General features: G+C 65.7%; 18 protein-coding genes. 9 read left to right on the top strand and 9 right to left on the bottom strand.

The window, feature by feature from the left end; genetic code table 11:
- Positions 1 to 56 precede the first annotated feature (56 nt).
- Positions 57 to 707, top strand: a complete 651-nt coding sequence (gene phoB, locus AC3G7M_RS12130) for a phosphate regulon transcriptional regulator PhoB (protein ID WP_489216040.1) — start codon at positions 57 to 59, stop codon at positions 705 to 707.
- Positions 708 to 805: 98 nt separating this feature from the next.
- Here the strand turns inward: phoB and AC3G7M_RS12135 are convergent, their stop codons facing one another.
- The 4 genes from AC3G7M_RS12135 to AC3G7M_RS12150 all read right to left on the bottom strand — a co-directional run bounded on the left by AC3G7M_RS12135 (position 806) and on the right by AC3G7M_RS12150 (position 3,459).
- Positions 806 to 1,225, bottom strand: a complete 420-nt coding sequence (locus AC3G7M_RS12135) for a nuclear transport factor 2 family protein (RefSeq protein ID WP_489212258.1) — start codon at positions 1,223 to 1,225, stop codon at positions 806 to 808.
- A 36-nt stretch (positions 1,226 to 1,261) separates the two neighbouring features.
- Positions 1,262 to 1,864 (bottom strand): NADPH-dependent F420 reductase, encoded by a 603-nt coding sequence (locus AC3G7M_RS12140; RefSeq protein WP_489212259.1) that lies wholly within the window; start codon positions 1,862 to 1,864, stop codon positions 1,262 to 1,264.
- 28 nt (positions 1,865 to 1,892) lie between these two features.
- Complete coding sequence (locus tag AC3G7M_RS12145) at positions 1,893 to 2,660, bottom strand: SDR family NAD(P)-dependent oxidoreductase (protein WP_489212261.1); 768 nt, start codon at positions 2,658 to 2,660, stop codon at positions 1,893 to 1,895.
- A 64-nt stretch (positions 2,661 to 2,724) separates the two neighbouring features.
- Entirely contained in the window at positions 2,725 to 3,459 is a 735-nt protein-coding gene (locus tag AC3G7M_RS12150; RefSeq protein WP_489212262.1) for an SDR family NAD(P)-dependent oxidoreductase, read from the bottom strand.
- A 228-nt stretch (positions 3,460 to 3,687) separates the two neighbouring features.
- On the opposite strand from AC3G7M_RS12150, the gene AC3G7M_RS12155 reads away from it, so the two are divergent.
- Entirely contained in the window at positions 3,688 to 4,584 is an 897-nt protein-coding gene (locus AC3G7M_RS12155; protein ID WP_489212263.1) for a LysR family transcriptional regulator, read from the top strand.
- Positions 4,585 to 4,637: 53 nt separating this feature from the next.
- Here the strand turns inward: AC3G7M_RS12155 and AC3G7M_RS12160 are convergent, their stop codons facing one another.
- Positions 4,638 to 5,615, bottom strand: coding sequence for an adenosine kinase (locus AC3G7M_RS12160; RefSeq protein ID WP_489212264.1), 978 nt, complete (start codon positions 5,613 to 5,615; stop codon positions 4,638 to 4,640).
- Positions 5,616 to 5,957: 342 nt separating this feature from the next.
- On the opposite strand from AC3G7M_RS12160, the gene AC3G7M_RS12165 reads away from it, so the two are divergent.
- Entirely contained in the window at positions 5,958 to 6,497 is a 540-nt protein-coding gene (locus AC3G7M_RS12165) for a bactofilin family protein (protein ID WP_489212266.1), read from the top strand.
- A gap of 130 nt (positions 6,498 to 6,627) precedes the next feature.
- Here the strand turns inward: AC3G7M_RS12165 and AC3G7M_RS12170 are convergent, their stop codons facing one another.
- Positions 6,628 to 7,065, bottom strand: a complete 438-nt coding sequence (locus AC3G7M_RS12170) for an NUDIX hydrolase (RefSeq protein ID WP_489212267.1) — start codon at positions 7,063 to 7,065, stop codon at positions 6,628 to 6,630.
- Positions 7,062 to 9,167: an ATP-dependent DNA helicase RecG gene (recG, locus tag AC3G7M_RS12175; protein WP_489212268.1), complete on the bottom strand. Its 2,106-nt coding sequence runs from the start codon at positions 9,165 to 9,167 to the stop codon at positions 7,062 to 7,064. Before recG ends, AC3G7M_RS12170 begins: the two co-directional genes overlap by 4 nt.
- Here recG and AC3G7M_RS12180 point away from each other — a divergent pair.
- From AC3G7M_RS12180 to AC3G7M_RS12195, 4 genes are read left to right on the top strand one after another with little or no spacing between them, the layout of a single operon-like run.
- Complete coding sequence (locus AC3G7M_RS12180; protein ID WP_489212269.1) at positions 9,166 to 9,435, top strand: FAD assembly factor SdhE; 270 nt, start codon at positions 9,166 to 9,168, stop codon at positions 9,433 to 9,435. The two genes, recG and AC3G7M_RS12180, sit on opposite strands and share 2 nt — an antisense overlap.
- Positions 9,432 to 12,875: a transcription-repair coupling factor gene (gene mfd / locus AC3G7M_RS12185; RefSeq protein WP_489212271.1), complete on the top strand. Its 3,444-nt coding sequence runs from the start codon at positions 9,432 to 9,434 to the stop codon at positions 12,873 to 12,875. Before AC3G7M_RS12180 ends, mfd begins: the two co-directional genes overlap by 4 nt.
- An 18-nt stretch (positions 12,876 to 12,893) precedes the next feature.
- Positions 12,894 to 13,301, top strand: a complete 408-nt coding sequence (locus AC3G7M_RS12190) for a hypothetical protein (RefSeq protein WP_489212272.1) — start codon at positions 12,894 to 12,896, stop codon at positions 13,299 to 13,301.
- A complete protein-coding gene (locus AC3G7M_RS12195; protein WP_489212273.1) occupies positions 13,285 to 14,550 on the top strand; it encodes a hypothetical protein in 1,266 nt (421 codons plus the stop codon). Before AC3G7M_RS12190 ends, AC3G7M_RS12195 begins: the two co-directional genes overlap by 17 nt.
- A 58-nt stretch (positions 14,551 to 14,608) precedes the next feature.
- On the opposite strand, the gene AC3G7M_RS12200 is transcribed toward AC3G7M_RS12195, so the two are convergent.
- The gene (locus AC3G7M_RS12200) at positions 14,609 to 15,145 is read right to left on the bottom strand and encodes a cupin domain-containing protein (protein ID WP_489212274.1); all 537 of its coding nucleotides are present in this window, start codon (positions 15,143 to 15,145) and stop codon (positions 14,609 to 14,611) included.
- A 91-nt stretch (positions 15,146 to 15,236) separates the two neighbouring features.
- Here AC3G7M_RS12200 and AC3G7M_RS12205 point away from each other — a divergent pair, with 91 nt between their 5' ends.
- A complete protein-coding gene (locus tag AC3G7M_RS12205) occupies positions 15,237 to 15,737 on the top strand; it encodes a DUF2867 domain-containing protein (RefSeq protein WP_489212275.1) in 501 nt (166 codons plus the stop codon).
- A 19-nt stretch (positions 15,738 to 15,756) separates the two neighbouring features.
- On the top strand, positions 15,757 to 16,521 hold the full coding sequence (locus AC3G7M_RS12210; RefSeq protein WP_489212276.1) for a Stf0 family sulfotransferase: 765 nt from the start codon (positions 15,757 to 15,759) through the stop codon (positions 16,519 to 16,521).
- Positions 16,522 to 16,530: 9 nt separating this feature from the next.
- Here the strand turns inward: AC3G7M_RS12210 and AC3G7M_RS12215 are convergent, their stop codons facing one another.
- A complete protein-coding gene (locus AC3G7M_RS12215) occupies positions 16,531 to 17,019 on the bottom strand; it encodes an NUDIX hydrolase (protein WP_489212277.1) in 489 nt (162 codons plus the stop codon).
- Positions 17,020 to 17,037: the final 18 nt, after the last annotated feature.

Raw genomic sequence — 17,037 nt, forward strand, 5'->3', positions numbered from 1 at the left:
GCGTCTCTCTTTCCAATAAGCCGCTCGTCCTCATCGTTGAGGACGAGGCCGCGCTGATGACCATGCTGCGCTACAATCTCGAAAAGCAGGGCTTTCGGGTTGAAGAGGCGGGGGATGGCGAAGAAGCCCTGACCCGCATCAACGAAGTGAAGCCCGACATGGTGCTGCTGGACTGGATGCTGCCGCATCTCTCCGGCATCGAGGTCTGCCGCCAGATCCGCCGCCGGCCAGCGACGCGCGAATTGCCCGTGATCATGATCACGGCGCGCAGCGAAGATCAGGATGCGGTGCGCGGCCTCAATACCGGCGCCGATGACTATGTCACCAAGCCCTTCAGCACCGAGGCGCTGGTTGCCCGCATGCGGGCGCTGATGCGCCGCTCCAATACCGTGCCGGCCAAGGGCGAGCTGACCTTTCACGATATCACGCTGGATCTGTCCGCCCACCGCATCAGCCGCAACGGCCGCCAGCTGCATCTGGGGCCGACCGAATACCGGCTGATGGAATTCCTTATGCAGCGGCCGCGCCGCGTCTTTTCGCGGGAAGAGCTGCTGGACGCGATCTGGGGACCGTCCATCCATGTCGAGCCGCGCACGGTCGACGTTCATATCCGCCGGCTGCGCAAGGCCATCAACGGGCCGGGCGAGCTGGACGTGGTGCGCACGGTCCGCGCCGCCGGCTACGCGCTCGATACTGAAAACGTCTGATCCTGTCTGTCGTCATCCGCGCATGTGATGCGCGGATGAACCCGATGTGGCGCCCGGACGGCCGGGGGCGCCGCCGGGCAGGCTATGCAAACGCCCTGCTACGCCGGCCCGGACGCATCCATCTGCGAGGCACGCGCCAGTGCCTGCGTGTCGATATACTCCCGGATGCGCGTCAGCTTTCCGTGCTCGACCGTAATGGCGAAGATCCAGTCATCCTCGAACGTCTTGTTCGTCGCTTTGATCGTTCCCCTCGCGAAGCCGATGACGAGGACCCTGTCGCCTTGCGCGACGAACTCCCGCAGTTCCGTGGAGGTTTCTATCGATTTGGAAGCCGTCTCAAGCAAATCCGCCAGCCCCGCGTGACCGTGGCGCGTTCCGGCCAGCGGCCAGTCCTGGCCGGGAATGATCCACTCGATGTCTTCGGCGACCAGCGCCAGTAAAGCCTCCCTGTCGCCGCGGCCGATCGCGGCAAAGAAGTCCTTCACGGTCTGAACGTTCGTCTCAATACTCATGGACATGTCTCCATCCTGGCATTGCCGGTGGGCATCTCGTGGTCATCCGCTGGCCTTGACCAGGTCCTTGAAGATCAGATGACCCCAGCTATTGCCGCGCCCCTGCACAAGCAGGCCGCCGTCCGACAGTCCGCCAAGGTTGATCGGCGCGAAACCGAGCGTTTCTGCGAGTGTGCCAATCTCAGCCGCCGCCGCGTCATCGTCGCTCGCCAGAAAGACCACTCGCCTGCCACCATGCACGGCCGGATCTTGGCCCAGGGTGGCTGCGATCAAATGGTTGAAGCCCTTGACCAGCCTTGCACCGGGAAAAGCGTGCGCGATGACCTGGGAGGACGGCTGTCCGCCCAGTTCATCGGGAGACACGCCATAGGCATTGGTCACATCGACGATGGTCTTGCCCTGCCAGCTGGGCAGCGCCATCGCGACATCCCGGTGAGACTCGAAACGAACGGCCAAAAAAATGATGTCCGCCTTAACCGCTTCCGCGAGTGTTCTGGGAATGATCGTGGGTCCGATCGCGGCCGCATCGGAGGCAAAGCTGTCCGGGTCGCGCGTGGTGGCGACCGAGACTGCGATGCCCTTGCGTGCAAATGCCTTGGCAAGAGCGTGGCCGATCTTGCCGAAGCCGATAATGGCGTAGCTCATGTATTTTCCTTTGCTTTTGTCGTTGTGGTCACAGCTTGTAACCGCCGCTCGCCTCAATCGTCTGGCCTGTCACCCAATGGCCGTCGTCGGACGCCAGGAACGCCACGACGGCGGCGATTTCCGACGGCTCGCCGAAGCGTCCCAGCGCGATTTGAGCCTCGACTGCTTTGACGAGTTCGGGATTCTCCCGGAAGGCGGCGTTCGCGTCGGTTCGCGTGAAGCCCGGCGCGACGGCGTTCGCGGTAATGCCGCGCGGCCCCAGCTCCAACGCAAGCGTATGGGTCAGGTTGTTGATGGCCGCTTTGGCCATTGAGTAAATCGGCGCGGATGTCACGGGCTTGGTGGCGGCCGCGGAAGAGATGTTGATGATGCGTCCGCCATCGGCGAGACGACCCAGCGCGGCCTGGACGATGAAGAAGGGCGCGCGAGCGTAGACCGCGATCAGAGTGTCCCAACTGTCCGGCGTCGCGTCTGTGAAGCCAACAAAGCCGGCATTGCCCGCGTTGTTGACCAGAATGTCGAGGGCCTTGCTGCCATGCCGCTTGGTGAACTCGTCATCCAGCCTGGCGAACAAGGTCGGGACGGTTGCCGGGTCAATAAGATCCGCGTGGATCGCGAAGGCAGTGCCGCCCGCTGTCTCGATGGCCGCGACCGCCTCGTCTGCGCCGGATTTGCTGGCGTTGTAAGTGAGCGCGACCGTCGCACCATCCCTGGCAAGACGTTCGGCAATGGCGCGGCCAATGCCTCGCGATGCTCCGGTCACAAGAGCCGTTTTTCCTTTAAGAGGCTGGTCCATTATATTGTCTTTCGTGATTGTGCGCGTCATCCGATCACGGGAGTGACCGGCCGGGCGTCGCCTGTCAGAGTTGCGCCAGGCCGCCATCAACGGCGACCTCGCTGGCGGTCATGAAGCTGCTGTCCGACGACGCCAGAAAGGCGGCCACCGCCCCGATCTCCGCCGGATCGGCCATCCGCTGCAGCGGCGTCATCGCGCCGTAGGCCTTCTGGCCTTCCTCGCCCAGCGCGGCCTTCGCGAGTTCGGTCGCCGTCGCCCCGGGCGACAGCACGTTCACCCGGATGCCGGTGCCCTTCAGGTCCTCTGCCCAGGTCCGCGCGAGATTGCGCACGGCCGCCTTGCTCGCGCTGTAGGCCGTGAATCCCGGTGCTCCCGTGGTGCCGGCGCTCGATCCGGTCAGGATGACCGAACCGCCGGCGCCCATCAGCGGCAGCGCCTTCTGGACCGTGAAGATCGTGCCCTTCACATTCGTGTCGAAGGTCTCATCAATATGCGCGGCGGTGATCTGGCCGAGCGGAAGCGGGCTTCCCGTGCCGGCATTGGCGAAGACGATGTCCAGCGTTCCGCGTTCGGCCTTCACCGCCGCGTAGAGGCGGTCGAGGTCGGCCTCATCCGAGACCGAGCCCTTCACTGCTCGGGCATTGGGCCCGAGGTCAGCCACAGCGGTGTCAAGCGCATCCTGCCGGCGGCCAAAGATGAAGACGAAGGCGCCTTCCGCGATAAATCGCTGTGCTGCGGCAAGGCCGATGCCGGTGGCGCCACCGGTGATGACGGCGGTCTTTCCATTCAATCTGGTCATGTCGTGCAGTCCTTATTTTGCCGCCTCGGATCGTTGGCGGTACGGGGAGGACCCCCGAGAGCCTCAACATGGGTTTGCCGAAGGCCGGCCGTCAGTGGGGAATCCTGCACATTGGTGGTGCGAAAACGATCCAGTCAGAAGATTGAACGCCGGGACGGTCGCGCGCACTAAGCCTCAGCGTGGTAGGCTGTGCTTCGGAAGGCGCAGCTGCCGGCGCGGGAATGCACCATGATCGACTGGGATGACGTTCGCTATTTTCTTGCAGCGGCCCGCGGAGGCTCAGTGCGGGCTGCCGCCGCACGCCTGGGTGTGAACCACGCGACCGTACTGCGGCGCATCGCCCAGCTTGAGGAACGCCTCGGGGCGCAGATGTTTGAAAAGCGGCCGTCCGGCTACCGCCTGACAGCCGCGGGCGAGGAGGTGCTCGAGTTCGCGGACCAGATGCAAGCGTCGTCCCACCAGCTCGAGACGCGCGTTTTCGGGCGCGACCAAAGCGTGCGCGGGCTTCTGCGGGTGACGTTGACACCGATCCTCGCGACACACCTGCTCATCCCGGACTTCGCCGCGTTCGCGCGTCTGCATCCAGACATCGAGATGGAAATCCTGTCGTCCGGCGATCTGGCAAATTTGACCAACCGCGAGGCCGACGTCGCGATCCGCGTTGTCTATGACCGCAAAACCCTGCCGCTCAATCTTCACGGCCTGACGGGGCCGGAGCTGTTCGGCGGCGTCTACATCTCCCGCGAGCGGCTCGCCGCGTGGCGTGCAGGCGCGCCTGATCCCATCCGCTGGATCGTCATCAGCATGCACGGCATTCCAGACTGGGCCAGCGAGGGCGAAGTTCGCACCACGGGCGTTCCATTCAGGGTCACGGACGCCGCGGCGGAGATCGTCGCTGTTCGGCAAGGGATCGGGATCACGGCGCTGCCGTGTTTCGTCGGAGATGCGGACCCCCTGCTGGTGCGGGTGCCGGGCACCGGCCTGCACCTGTACGGAACGCTCTGGCTTCTCACCCAGGGGGAGACACGCAAGACGAAGCGCGTGCGGCTCTTTACGGATTTCGTATCCCGCAGGCTCGCCGCCCACGCCCCGCTTCTCGCGGGGGTGTCCCTCGCGGGTGACTGACGCCCGGCAGGTCGCCGTCGATGCTGTGCGGAGACCAAGCCGGGCGTGAAAGCTTACTTACGCAGGTAAGTCAGATCGCCCGGCGGACGTGCGCCCATGCGGCTGATCGTCTCCGCCGCGGCGCGGGATGCCCATAGACCGCAGGTCGCGAGATTTTCGCCCGCAACCAGCGCGGCCATGAACCCGGCGGCATAGGCATCGCCCGCGCCGGTTGTATCGACCACCTCGGTCGGTTCCGCTGCCACCGTGACACGCTCATCGCCACGCAGGATGACGCTGCCCAGTTCGCCGCGCGTCAGCGCCGCAATCTCCACCTGGCCGCGCACGGCTTCGGCCCCGGCCTCGAAATCATCAAGCCCGGTCAGCGCCGCCAATTCCTTCTCATTGGCGAACAGAATATCGACATGATCGCGCACCATGGCGCGGAAAGCCTCCAGATTGCGCTCCACGCACAGGAAGTCCGACAGGGAAATGGCCACGCGCCGCCCCGCCTGATGCGCAATCCCGGCGGCGGCAATCGCCGCATCGCGCGAATGCGGCACATAGAACAGAAAGCCTTCCAGATAGCTGATGGCGGAATCCGCGATCAGCTGAGGATCGAGATGATGCGGCGCCAGCGTGCTGGAGACGCCGAGATAGGTATTCATCGTGCGCTGGCCGTCCGGCGTCACCAGAATGAGGCAGCGCGCCGTCGGGTCGCCACCGGCTGCCGGCGGCGTCAGATACTGCACGCCGGAGCCGCGGATGTCGTGGCGGAAGATGCCGCCGAACTGATCGTCGGCGACGACGCCGATGAAGGCCGCTTTCGCGCCCATCTGTCCGGCGACGGCCGCCGTATTGGCCACCGACCCGCCACTGGTCTGCACCGCAGGCGGCATGATCGCGTACAGGCTGTCCGTCTGCCGGGCGTCGATCAATTCCATCGAACCCTTGATCATCTCCTGCTCGCCGAGAAAGGCTTCATCGACTTCGGCCAGAATATCGACAATGGCATTGCCGATGGAGAGAATGTCGTAGCGGGGGGAGGTCATGCGCTTTCCCAATGAGTTTCGGTTCCGGTAGCAGCGGCGCGATAACGACGCAAACTGACATTGCCTGACAATGGTTTAACTAAAATGCCTCATCGGGTTGTTAACAGCGCCGCGTTCATGATAGGCGAACCGCTCCGTCATGGCAGGGACGAGACGATCGTGTTTAAACGCCGCAGCACCAGACCCGAAGATGAGATCCAGGGGGGCGCCGCGTCGGCGCCGGCCACTGGTCTCAAACCCGTGGGACAAGGTGGAAGCGCACCTGCCGCCAAACCGGCCGATAATGGCCTTGGCGTGCCGCCTTTCCGCCCAGCCCCGCCCAAGGATAAGGACCCTTCCCCTATGGCCCGACCGCCCTTCGCCCCTAACTCGTCAACCGTGCCGTCCATGCCGCCGGCGCCCGGCGCGCTGCGTCCGGGCCTGGCCCCGCAAGGCCGCAATGCCGGCCTGCCCGACTCGGCCGAGCGCCGCACCCTCGTGGTCGGCCGTGGCATCAGCGTGCAGGGCACCATCAATGACGCCGAACGCCTCGTCGTCGAAGGCACGGTCGAAGCCACGCTCATCCACGCGGCCGAGCTGTCGGTCATCGACGGCGGCATCTTCAAGGGTGAGATCGAGGTCGAAGAGGCTGAGATCGCCGGCGTCATCGACGGTGTCGTGACGGCCCGCACCAGCCTCATCGTGCGCGCCACCGGCCGTGTGCTGGGCAAGGCGCGCTGCCGCCGCCTGCAGGTCGAAGATGGTGGTCAGATCACCGGCCAGATCGAAATGCTGAACGATGCGCCGCCGGCCGCGTCACCGGCGCCGGCCCCGGTCGCCACCACCGGCACGCAGACGCTGGGTGATTTCGGCCGCCCGGACGTTCCCGCTTCCGAAGTCTGAGCGACCAAAGCACCCCAACACCATCGTCATCCCCGGGCTTGTCCCGGGGACCTACCCGTTCAGGTGCCCGCACACCGTTCAGGCGCCGGCACGGGTAGGTGCCCGGCATAAAGCCGGGCATGACATGGTCTCACACCCCCAACGCCTGCCGGGCGAGGGCGATGATGCGATGCGCCTCGCTCCATAAATCGTAGCGCCCCAGGTCCTGCAAATCGGCCCAAGTCACGTCCGCCGCGTCTGACAGCGCCTCTGGCTCGCCGCCTTGCCAAAGCCCCGCAAAATCCAGAATCGTATAGTGGTAGCGCACGCGGCCTTGCGGATCACGGTCGATGCTATCGACAGTCCCCGCCAGAATCAGGCGGCCGACCGTCAGCCCCGTCTCCTCCTGCAATTCCCGCCGCGCGGCCTCTTCCGCCGTTTCACCCAGGTCCTGCGCGCCGCCGGGCAGCCCCCAGGCGCCCAGCATCGGCGCGTGGCCGCGGCGGATGAGCAGCACCTCTGACGGCGGCTTCAGCAGCACGACGCCAATGCCCACGATCGGCCGCGCCGGATATTCCCGCCCGATCATCCGGCCTGCAGCCTGCGCACGCTGTCCTCCTTGTCGAACAGGCGCAGCAGCACATCCGCCGCCTGACCGCGCGGGGAGCGCAGCTGCGGGTCCTGGTCCAGCAGCATCGTCGCATCCTTGACGGCCACTTCCCGCAGCTTCTCCTGCTCGGGGATATCGGCCAGGCGATAGCCGGGCAGGCCTGATTGCTTGGTGCCGGTGACGTCGCCATGGCCGCGGATGCGGAAATCGGCGTCCGCAATGACGAAACCGTCCGTCGTGTCGCGCATCAGCAGCAGCCGCTCCTGTGCCACTTTGGTCAGCCCGTCCTCATGCAGCAGCAGGCAGAAACTCTCCTCCGCGCCGCGCCCCACGCGCCCGCGCAGCTGATGCAGCTGGGCCAGGCCGAAGCGCTCGGCATGTTCGATCACCATGACGGTCGCTTCCGGCACATCGACGCCGACCTCCACCACGGTCGTCGCCACCAGCAGGCGCGTCCGCCCGGCCGCGAAATCCGCCAAAGCCTCTTCGCGCGTCTTGCTGTCCTGCTGGCCATGGGCGAGGCCGACAAGGCCGGGGAAGCGCTTGCGCAGCATGTCGAAGCGGAATTCGGCGGCCGACAGATCCATCGCTTCGCTTTCGCTGACGAGCGGACACACCCAGTAGATGCGGGCGCCGCGGTCCAGCGCGCGGGTGATGCCGCCGATCACCTGGCCCATCGCACCCAGCCCATGCAGCGTCGTGCGGATGGCGCCGCGGCCGCGCGGCTTCTCGGTCAGCTGGCTGAGATCCATCTCGCCATATTGGGTGAGGCGGAGGGAGCGTGGAATGGGTGTCGCCGTCATCACCAGCACATCGGTCTTGTCGCCCTTGTCGCCCAGGCTGATGCGCTGATCGACGCCGAAGCGATGCTGCTCGTCGATGACGGCCAGGCCCAGATCCTGGAAGTCGACGGCCTTCTGGAACAGCGCATGCGTGCCCACGACCAGCGGCAATGACCCATCGGCGAGGCCCGCCAGCACCTGCCGCCGCGCGGCGGCGGGCATCGACCCCGTCAGCAGCCCGACCGGCACAGGCGACAGGGCGGAGAGCGTGCGGAAATGCTGCTGCACCAGAATTTCCGTGGGCGCCATCAGCGCGGCCTGCGCCCCGGCCTCGGCCGCACGCAGCATGGCCAGCAGCGCCACCAGCGTCTTGCCTGACCCGACATCGCCCTGCAGCAGCCGGACCATGGGGAAGGGGGCGGCCATATCGGCGTCGATTTCGGCCAGCGCGCGGGTCTGGCTCGCGGTCGGCTGAAAGCCGAAGCGCTGCAGGGCCTCGGCGCGCAGATGGCCGTCGCCCTTCAGCACCCGGCCGGGCCGCCTCTTCAGCGCCAGCCGCCTGAGGCCGAGCGCGATCTGCTCGGCCAGCAGCTCGTCATAGGCCAGCCGCTTGCGCGCCACCTCGCGCGCGCCGGTATCCGTATCCGGCGCCTGAACCCGCCGCAGGCCAGCCGCGAAACTCGGCCATTGCCGGCGGCGCAGCAAGCTCGGCTCGATCCATTCCGGCAGCTCGGGCAGGCGCGCCAGGGCGCCGGACATGGCCTTCCCGACGACGCGATTGGTGATGCCGGCGGTCAGCGGCCAGACCGGCTCGATATCCGGCATTTCATGGGCGCGGGCGACCGGCAGCACGTAATCCGGGTGCGGCAGGGTCAGCCGGTCCGCGAAGCTTTCCAGCTTGCCCGAGACGATGACGGTCGCACCCACCGGCATCTGGCTGAGGCGCGCCTGATGGAACAGCACGATCTCGGCGAAGGCCGAGCCATCCGTCACCACCGCGCGCCAGGGCTGGGTGCGGCTGCGCGGGCTCTCGTGGCTCATCACCTGGACTTCCAGCGTCACGATGCCGCCGGGCTTCGCATGGGCCAGTTTCGGCCGCTCCCGCCGGTCCACGTAACTATCCGGTAGATGCAGCAGCAGATCGCGGATGCGCGGGCCGCCGGCGAGCCGCGACAAGGGTGTCGCCAGCCGCGGGCCTATGCCGGGGAGGAGGGTCAGCGGCGCGCGGATTTGCGACAGGAGATCCACGCTCACCGGCTGACTCTTGTGGCTGGGGTGACTATAGCTTTGATCAGCCATGAGCGATTCCGCACCCGACCTCGACCAGCGCCGCAAGCGCCTTCTGTTCCGAGCCAGCCATCGCGGCACGCATGAGCTTGACCTTCTGATAGGCGGCTTTGTCTCATCCCGGCTTCATGCCTTCACGGCCGAGGAGCTGACGGAGATCGAGCGACTCCTCGAACTGCCTGAGCCCGATCTGGCCGACTGGCTGACGCGGCGTCAACCCGTGCCGGCCGTGCATGACCATCCGCTGCTCCAGGCGATGATCGCCGCGGGTGGCAAATGAGCCGTCTGACAGTCTATGGCGCGCCCGAGGGCTGGGACGCGGCGCTGCTGGTGCGTCAGGCGCTGGATGCGTCCGGCCCCATCATCCATGTCGCGCGGGATGATGCGCGCATGGCGCGGATGGCCGAAGCGCTGGCCTTCTTCGCGCCTGAACTTGGGGTGCTGCGCTTTCCCGCCTGGGACTGCCTGCCTTATGACCGCGTCTCGCCCAATCCGGCGATCGTCTCGGAACGCATTGCCGCACTCGCCCAGCTGGCGGGCGGAGACTTCAAGCGCGGCGTGGTGCTGACGACCGTCAATGGTCTCGTCCAGCGCGTGCCGCCGCGGTCGATGTTCCAGGGCACCAGCCTCAATCTCAAGCCGGGCGCCACCGTCGAGCCTGAGAAGCTGGCCGTGTTTCTGGAAGCCCATGGCTATGCCCGCGCCTCGACCGTGATGGAACCGGGCGAGTTTGCCATGCGCGGCGGCATTATCGACCTTTTTCCGGCGGGCGAGCCCGATCCCATCCGCCTCGATCTGTTTGGCGACAGTATCGAAAGCATGCGGCGTTTCGATACTGACAGCCAGCGCAGCGGCGAGGCGGTGCAAGGCCTGACGCTGCATCCGGTGTCGGAAGTGCCGCTGGACCCCGAATCGGTCGCTCGCTTCCGCACCAGCTGGCGCGAGCTGTTCGGGCAGGCCGCGACCGATGACCCGCTCTATCTCTCCATCTCCGAACGGCGCCGCCATGCCGGCATGGAGCATTGGGTGCCGCTGTTTTACGATGCGATGGAAACCCTGGTCGATTACATGCCGGGCGTCACCATCAGCCTCGATCACCAGGCCGAGGAAGTGCTCTCCTCCCGCCTGGAATTGATCGCCGACCATTATCAGGCGCGGCGCGTGCCGCCGCGCGATGGCGAAACGCCCTACCGGCCCATTCCGGCCGAACGGCTCTATCTCGATTCTTCCGATTGGTCCGGCATGCTGGGCGCGGTGCCGAATTTCACCTTCAGTCCCTTCGGCCGGCCGGAAGGCGCGCAGGGCGTCGATGGCGGCGGCCGGCCCGCGCCTATCTTCGCCCCGGGCGGGGAGATGCAACCCGATATATTCGACAAGCTGCGCGCGCAGGCGGCGTCTTGGGGCGCGGAGAAAAAGCGCCTCGTCATCGCGGCCTGGACCGATGGTTCGCGTGAGCGTCTCGGTGGGCTGCTGCGTGAGCACGGTTTTGATCAGCTCAAGGTCGCGGCCAATGCGGATGCGGTGCGCAAGCTGCCGCCCCATGCCATCGCCCTCGTCACCCTCGGCATGGAGCGCGGCTTCATCGGTGACCGCATGGCGGTGGTGGGCGAGCAGGACCTGCTCGGCCGGCGCCTCGCCCGGCCGCCGCGCAAGCGCAAGCGCGCCGACCAGTTCATTGCGGAAGCCACCGACATCGCCGAGGGCGATCTGGTGGTGCATGAGGATCACGGCATCGGCCGCTACGACGGTCTCGTCACCATCCGCGTCAATGAAGCGCCACATGATTGTCTGCGCATCATCTATGATGGCGACCACAAGCTGTTTCTGCCGGTCGAGAATATCGAAATGCTCACGCGTTTCGGAACCGAGACGGCGGGCGTCACGCTCGACAAGCTGGGCGGCGCCTCCTGGCAGAACCGCAAGGCGAAGGCCAAGACGCGCATTCGCGACATGGCCGCGGGCCTCATCCGCATCGCCGCCGAACGCCGGTTGCATGAGGCGCCGAGCCTCGCACCCCCCGAAGGCATGTGGGATGAGTTCTGCGCCAAGTTTCCCTTTGTGGAGACCGAGGATCAGTCCCGTGCCATCGCCGATGTGCTGGAAGACATGGCCTCAGGCAAGCCGATGGACCGTCTCATCTGCGGCGATGTCGGCTTCGGCAAAACGGAAGTGGCTCTCCGCGCCGCCTTCGTCGCGGCCATGTCCGGCGCCCAGGTGGCGGTTGTGGTGCCAACCACGCTGCTCGCGCGCCAGCATTTCCGCAGCTTCTCCGCGCGGTTCGCGGGCCTGCCCATCAATGTCGCCCAGCTGTCGCGCATGGTCACCGCCAAGGAAGCGACGGCGGTCAAGGCAGGTCTCGCCGACGGCACCATCAATATCGTGGTCGGCACCCATGCACTGCTCGCCAAATCCGTCACCTTCGCCGACATCGGCCTCGTCATCGTCGATGAGGAGCAGCATTTCGGTGTCGCTCATAAGGAGCGTCTGAAGTCGCTCAAGGCCGATGTGCATGTGCTCACGCTCACCGCCACGCCCATTCCGCGAACGTTGCAGCTCGCGCTGACGGGCGTGCGTGAAATGAGCATCATCGCAACCCCGCCGGTCGATCGTCTCGCCGTCCGCACCTTCATCATGCCCTTCGACGGTCTTGTCATCCGCGAGGCCATCCAGCGGGAGCGTTTCCGTGGCGGCCAGATCTTCTGCGTCTGCCCCAGGCTTGAGGATATGGAGCGCGTCGGCAAGCGGCTGGTGGAACTGGTGCCCGATCTGCGCGTCGTCGAAGCCCATGGCCGTCTGTCGCCGACCGATCTGGAACGCGTCATGACGGAATTCGGCGACGGCAAATACGATGTCCTGCTATCGACCAATATCGTTGAAAGCGGTCTCGACATGCCGGCGGTGAATACGTTGATCATTCATCGCGCCGATCTCTTCGGTCTCGGCCAGCTCTATCAGCTGCGCGGGCGCGTCGGCCGCGGCAAGCAGCGCGGCTACGCCTATCTCACCTGGCCGCCGAATTTCCGCCTCTCGGCCGCGGCCGAAAAGCGGCTGGATGTGATGCAGACGCTGGATACGCTGGGCGCGGGCTTCACCCTCGCCAGCCATGATCTCGATATTCGTGGTGCGGGCAATCTGCTGGGCGACGAGCAGTCGGGCCATATCCGCGAAGTCGGCATCGAGCTGTATCAGCAGATGCTGGAAGATGCCGTTGCCGACCTTCGCGCCGAACGCGGCAAGAAAAGCCGCGCCGCCGAGCGCGACTGGACGCCCACCATCGGCCTTGGCCTGCCGGTGCTGATCCCGGAAACCTATGTGCGCGATCTGCCCGTCCGCCTCGGCCTTTATCGCCGCATCGGTGGCCTGTCATCGGTCGAGGAAACGGAAGCCATGGCGGCCGAACTGGTCGACCGCTTCGGGCCGCTGCCGGAGGAGGTCGACAACCTGCTGCAGGTGATGACGCTGAAGCGCATCTGCCGCGAGGCGGGGGTCGAGAAGCTGGATGCCGGGCCCAAGGGCATGGTGCTGAGCTTCCGCGGCAATGCCTTCGGCAATGTCGCGGGCCTCGTGCCCTGGATCGGCAGCCGGGGTGGATCGATCAAGCTGCGTCCCGACCATAAGCTGGTCGTGGTGGCCGACATGGACATCGGTCGCCGCATCCGTCTGGCCAAGGACATCCTCGGCAATCTGGCGCGCATCGCAGCCCAGGAGAAGGCGGCTTAGGGAGAGGACGGCAGGAAGATGAGACGTCCGGCACAGGTCGCGCCTCGTTCGCCTCCCGCAGAGGAGCAAATCCGCCACGCAACCTATGTCGGCAGTGCCGAGCATAAGGAGCGGCGCTGGTGGGGCGGCCTGCCGCGGGCCCATCGTGGCGCAGACGGTGAGGCGACACGGCCCAGGAAGCAGCACACCACGATATGCCCGCTTGTCGCCACGCAAGATCGGGCGATGGCAAGCGGTTGGGTGCAGGAGGCTCTACGCTCTGGCCGCTACCGCTTTTTGGAAGCGGATCAGGCGTTTCCAAGCCGCATCTGGTATAAGCAGCCCGAGACGGGACAGCTCTGGCTCGGCTACTGCATCAACACGGTGGCCGGCCATTACAAGGGCTGGCCGATTGAGGAGGCTGAGCGCCATGCGATTTTCGGCTGACTGGCAGGAAGATGCCGGGAATGCCGTGCCCGAGGAGCGGGTCACGGTGGCCGATCTGCGCCTATGGCTGGCCGAGCAAAATGTCACTCTTCACCTGGATACCTCGGCGGCTGTCGATCACGTCACTGTCGCGCTCTATCCCATCGCGGAAGGCATCGCGTATCATTGGTGGCAGATCTTCGGCGGCAGGGACCGGTATTTTTCGCTTCTCGACGCCCGCGCAGGTTATGTGATTCCCGATCTGCGGATGTCCTTCGACGGCGCCGTGTTTGAGATCGCAGCCCATCAGAAGAACTATGATCGACCCGATATCCGGTTCTGGAGCGGTCCGGTTGAGATCATGGGTCGCGCTGAGGCTGAGGCGCAACTGGCAGCCATCGTGGATGAGATTCTAGCTCGTGTGGCCAAGAAAGGCATCACCAAGACCAGCGCCGGGCTGCGGTGGGAGCGCGTCATGCGGTCCAGGCAGGATTCCGAGGAAGCCGCGTTCTGCGAGGCGGCCGGTGCGTTAGGTCATGACCCTTACGACATTCCTGAGCAAACGGCCGATATTATCGACCAGGCATCCGCCGTTTTTGCAGGGGAGCCTCTGACGGAGTTTCTCGCGGGCTCCCGGACTGTCGATCAGGCCCGTCTCCTCGACTGGATCAATCAGGCTGAGCGTCGCCCACGCTATCAAACGCGCCTGGTCGACTTGCGAGCGATCGCTCATCAGGTCGCCCGGTCGGCACCGGCCCGCGAGGATGAGCCGGCTTGGGCCAGAGGCTATCGCCGTGCCCAGAAGCTGCGCCAGGTTTTGGCGCTGCAGGCGGGTTCGGCCTTTACCTCCTACAAGGCGCTTGCGCAAAAACTTGGGGGCAGCACGGAATTTCGTCTAGCGGGTGACGTGGATGGCATTGCCGCGCTGCGGGACGATCAGCCTGATGGCGTTCGTCTGCACGTGCGTGGCAGTCGCGTGGGCGGGCAGAACGCAGCCGTGTCACATCTCTTTCGCCTCGCTCGCGGCGTGGGCGATGTGGTCTGCTTTCCAGAGGAATGCCGCGCTCCCGTGAATGACTTGCGTGATGCCTATCGACAGGCGGCTCAGCGTGCGTGTGCGGCCGAATTCCTCGCCCCGATCAGCGAGATAAGGTCGATGGCGGACAGCGGGCGTGACATCGCCTCGATAGCCGAGGAATTCCATGTCTCTCCGGTGGTGATCGAGCGTCAAATAGAAAACCGCAAGCGTATCGAAGAGGCCTGCGGTTAGAGGGCGCGCATCGCAGCCCAGGAGAAGGCGGCTTAAGGAGAAGACGGCTTAAATCCCGTCAGGCTTTGATGATCTCCGTCACGTATTGGGCGGACAGCGCCTGCGCGCGGCGGCCGCGCTCCGCCTTTTCCTCTGGCGACAGAAGCGGCGGTGGCGATGTGCGGCTAGCGACCTTGTCACCGACCGCGATGAAGAAGGCATCCAGCCCGGCCGGTGACGCCAGGCACAGCATGCGGGCCGGCTTGTCCGAGGCATTGATGAAGAAATGCGGCGCATTGGCCGGCACGTTGATGGTGGAACCCGCCTCTACGGTTGTCGTCTCGCCGCGAAAGGTGAAGTCCAGCGCGCCTTCCAGCAGCGTGAACATCTCCTCGAAATCATGCCGGTGATGCGGCGGGCCGCCGCCCGGCGGCACCAGCATTTCGATCAGGCAATAGCGGCCGGCGGTCTGCGCGCCCGTCACCAGAATGGTATAGGTGCCGCCCGCGACCGAGAGATGGGTGAGGGCCGGGTCGTCGGGCCGGGCCAGGGTCAGCCTGCGGACCGGGTCATCCGCCGGGATGGATGGGGTCGGCGAGGGGTCTTGGGCTGTCATGCGCGTCGCTCCCGCTGGGTCGTTTGCCGGCCTCGCATTGTGGCAGCCGGCCGGCCGACGTAAGCTTAGCCGACAAGTGGGAGCGCTGGCGATGTATGCGACGTCTCTGCCGGCCGACAGTACCATCGCGGGCCTCTATCCCGGCGCCGACCTGGCGGATGCGTTTGCCGTCCCGCTGTCGCCCGCGGCCGCCGGGCGCAAGATTGAGGATCTGGCCGAGGCCGTGCTGGGCAATCCGCCCGTCTGGCTGCGCTCCCTGCTCGCGCTGCGGGACGGGGTGATGGTGCGGTTTGGCGTCAAGACCACGGCCATGCTGCGCGCCCGCGCCCTCGGCACAGGGGCCGCGCGGGTCAATTTCTTCCCGATCCTGTCGCAGACGGCGGATGAGATCATCCTGGGCGAGGATGACCGCCATCTTGATTTCCGCGCCTCCATCCTCGTGCGCGACAGAGCAGGCGGCGGGCAGGAGCTTGTGATGACAACCGTCGTGCATTGCCATAACCGGCTCGGCCGCGCCTATCTGCGCGCCATCCTGCCTTTCCACCGGCTTGTGGTGACATCGAGCCTCCGCCGTGCGGCGAGGAAAGCATGAGCCAGGACGCTAGCGGCTGATGATCAAAAGCTACATCATAGGCACAACGCCCAGAAGCGGCAGCACGCTGTTATGCAAGCTTCTGGCGTCCACAGGACGCACCGGCAACCCGGATTCCTTCTACCACCGGGCTGAGTTCATGCGCGAATGGGCCGTTGAGTGGGGACTGGCGGAAAGCGGCAGGGTCTCCGGCCCCGACTTCGACACGGCCTATCTGACGGCTGCCATCAAAGCAGGAAAAGCGGGGACCGACATCTTTGGTCTTCGCCTGCAGCATGACTATCTGGGCTTGCTGTCCGAGACGCTGGGTCGCGTCTATCCCGGTCTTCCGTCCGATGCCCATCGCTTCGCCCGGGCGTTCGGGGACAGTCTCTATATCCATCTTACGCGGTCTGACAAAGTGGCGCAGGCGGTGTCGCTCGTGAAAGCGCAGCAGAGCGGGCTTTGGCATGTCAACGCCGATGGCACTGAGCTTGAGAGACAGGCAGCGCCACAGGAGCCCGTCTACAGTTTTCAGTCCATCCACCGGGAGGTTGTAGAGCTACAGCGGGATGACGATGCCTGGGCCGCGTGGTTCGACCGTCATCACATCCACCCTTTGCTTGTGTCCTATGAGACATTTGCCGATCATCCAGCGGAGACGATCATCGGCATCTGCAATTCCCTGGGCGTCGCGCCCCCGCAAGCGGAGACGATCACGCCGCCGCTGGCCAAATTGTCGGACGACATCAGTCTTGACTGGATCAGCCGCTACAAACGCGATCTGGCGGAGTCTGCGCGCTAGCCGCCACCACTACCCGTGACGGCTGCCGCCGCGTCCCCGCGCCATCTTGGCGGTGCCGCGGCCGGACGTCACCCGCGTCTCCTGCCACTCCCGGATCACCGTTGCCAAGCCGCTCTCGCCCAGCTTCTCGGCCGCTTCCAGCCCCGGGAACCACACCCGCCGGCGCTGGTTCTTGTCCGGCCAGGTGGCGGCCTCGTGGGAGACAAGTAGCGGATAGACCTCCACCAGCGCGGGCGCCGTCTTGCCATCGGGCAGGGCCCGCGTATCGGCATAGTCGCCGATCGGCGTGCGTGAGATGGCGCCCTTCACCCCGGCCGCGTGAAAGGCTTCGATCTCAGCGGTGCGATGCGGATGGCGTTCTTCCGTGGGCACGCCCCTGGGAATGCCCCAGCCCCGCGTCTCGCGGCTGGTCACAAGCAAAATCTCAAGCCCATGCCGGCCCAGCCGGTAAGGCAGGGCCGCGCAGAGAAGATCTTCGGGGATATCGGGTTTCGCCATGCCCCCCTTTGTGCAATC

The sequence above is a fragment of the Acidisoma sibiricum genome, from assembly GCF_057837225.1.

What these genes read in the sequence shown, in the direction of transcription:
- phoB (WP_489216040.1), top strand. Translation starts at nt 57, where the DNA reads ATGACCATGCTGCGCTACAATCTCGAAAAGCAGGGCTTTCGGGTTGAA.
- AC3G7M_RS12155 (WP_489212263.1), top strand. Translation starts at nt 3,688, where the DNA reads ATGATCGACTGGGATGACGTTCGCTATTTTCTTGCAGCGGCCCGCGGA.
- AC3G7M_RS12150 (WP_489212262.1), bottom strand. Translation starts at nt 3,459, where the DNA reads ATGACCAGATTGAATGGAAAGACCGCCGTCATCACCGGTGGCGCCACC.
- AC3G7M_RS12210 (WP_489212276.1), top strand. Translation starts at nt 15,757, where the DNA reads ATGATCAAAAGCTACATCATAGGCACAACGCCCAGAAGCGGCAGCACG.
- recG (WP_489212268.1), bottom strand. Translation starts at nt 9,167, where the DNA reads ATGGCTGATCAAAGCTATAGTCACCCCAGCCACAAGAGTCAGCCGGTG.
- AC3G7M_RS12165 (WP_489212266.1), top strand. Translation starts at nt 5,958, where the DNA reads ATGGCCCGACCGCCCTTCGCCCCTAACTCGTCAACCGTGCCGTCCATG.
- AC3G7M_RS12180 (WP_489212269.1), top strand. Translation starts at nt 9,166, where the DNA reads ATGAGCGATTCCGCACCCGACCTCGACCAGCGCCGCAAGCGCCTTCTG.
- AC3G7M_RS12140 (WP_489212259.1), bottom strand. Translation starts at nt 1,864, where the DNA reads ATGAGCTACGCCATTATCGGCTTCGGCAAGATCGGCCACGCTCTTGCC.
- AC3G7M_RS12190 (WP_489212272.1), top strand. Translation starts at nt 12,894, where the DNA reads ATGAGACGTCCGGCACAGGTCGCGCCTCGTTCGCCTCCCGCAGAGGAG.
- AC3G7M_RS12145 (WP_489212261.1), bottom strand. Translation starts at nt 2,660, where the DNA reads ATGGACCAGCCTCTTAAAGGAAAAACGGCTCTTGTGACCGGAGCATCG.
- AC3G7M_RS12205 (WP_489212275.1), top strand. Translation starts at nt 15,237, where the DNA reads ATGTATGCGACGTCTCTGCCGGCCGACAGTACCATCGCGGGCCTCTAT.
- AC3G7M_RS12135 (WP_489212258.1), bottom strand. Translation starts at nt 1,225, where the DNA reads ATGTCCATGAGTATTGAGACGAACGTTCAGACCGTGAAGGACTTCTTT.
- mfd (WP_489212271.1), top strand. Translation starts at nt 9,432, where the DNA reads ATGAGCCGTCTGACAGTCTATGGCGCGCCCGAGGGCTGGGACGCGGCG.
- AC3G7M_RS12200 (WP_489212274.1), bottom strand. Translation starts at nt 15,145, where the DNA reads ATGACAGCCCAAGACCCCTCGCCGACCCCATCCATCCCGGCGGATGAC.
- AC3G7M_RS12195 (WP_489212273.1), top strand. Translation starts at nt 13,285, where the DNA reads ATGCGATTTTCGGCTGACTGGCAGGAAGATGCCGGGAATGCCGTGCCC.
- AC3G7M_RS12215 (WP_489212277.1), bottom strand. Translation starts at nt 17,019, where the DNA reads ATGGCGAAACCCGATATCCCCGAAGATCTTCTCTGCGCGGCCCTGCCT.
- AC3G7M_RS12160 (WP_489212264.1), bottom strand. Translation starts at nt 5,615, where the DNA reads ATGACCTCCCCCCGCTACGACATTCTCTCCATCGGCAATGCCATTGTC.
- AC3G7M_RS12170 (WP_489212267.1), bottom strand. Translation starts at nt 7,065, where the DNA reads ATGATCGGGCGGGAATATCCGGCGCGGCCGATCGTGGGCATTGGCGTC.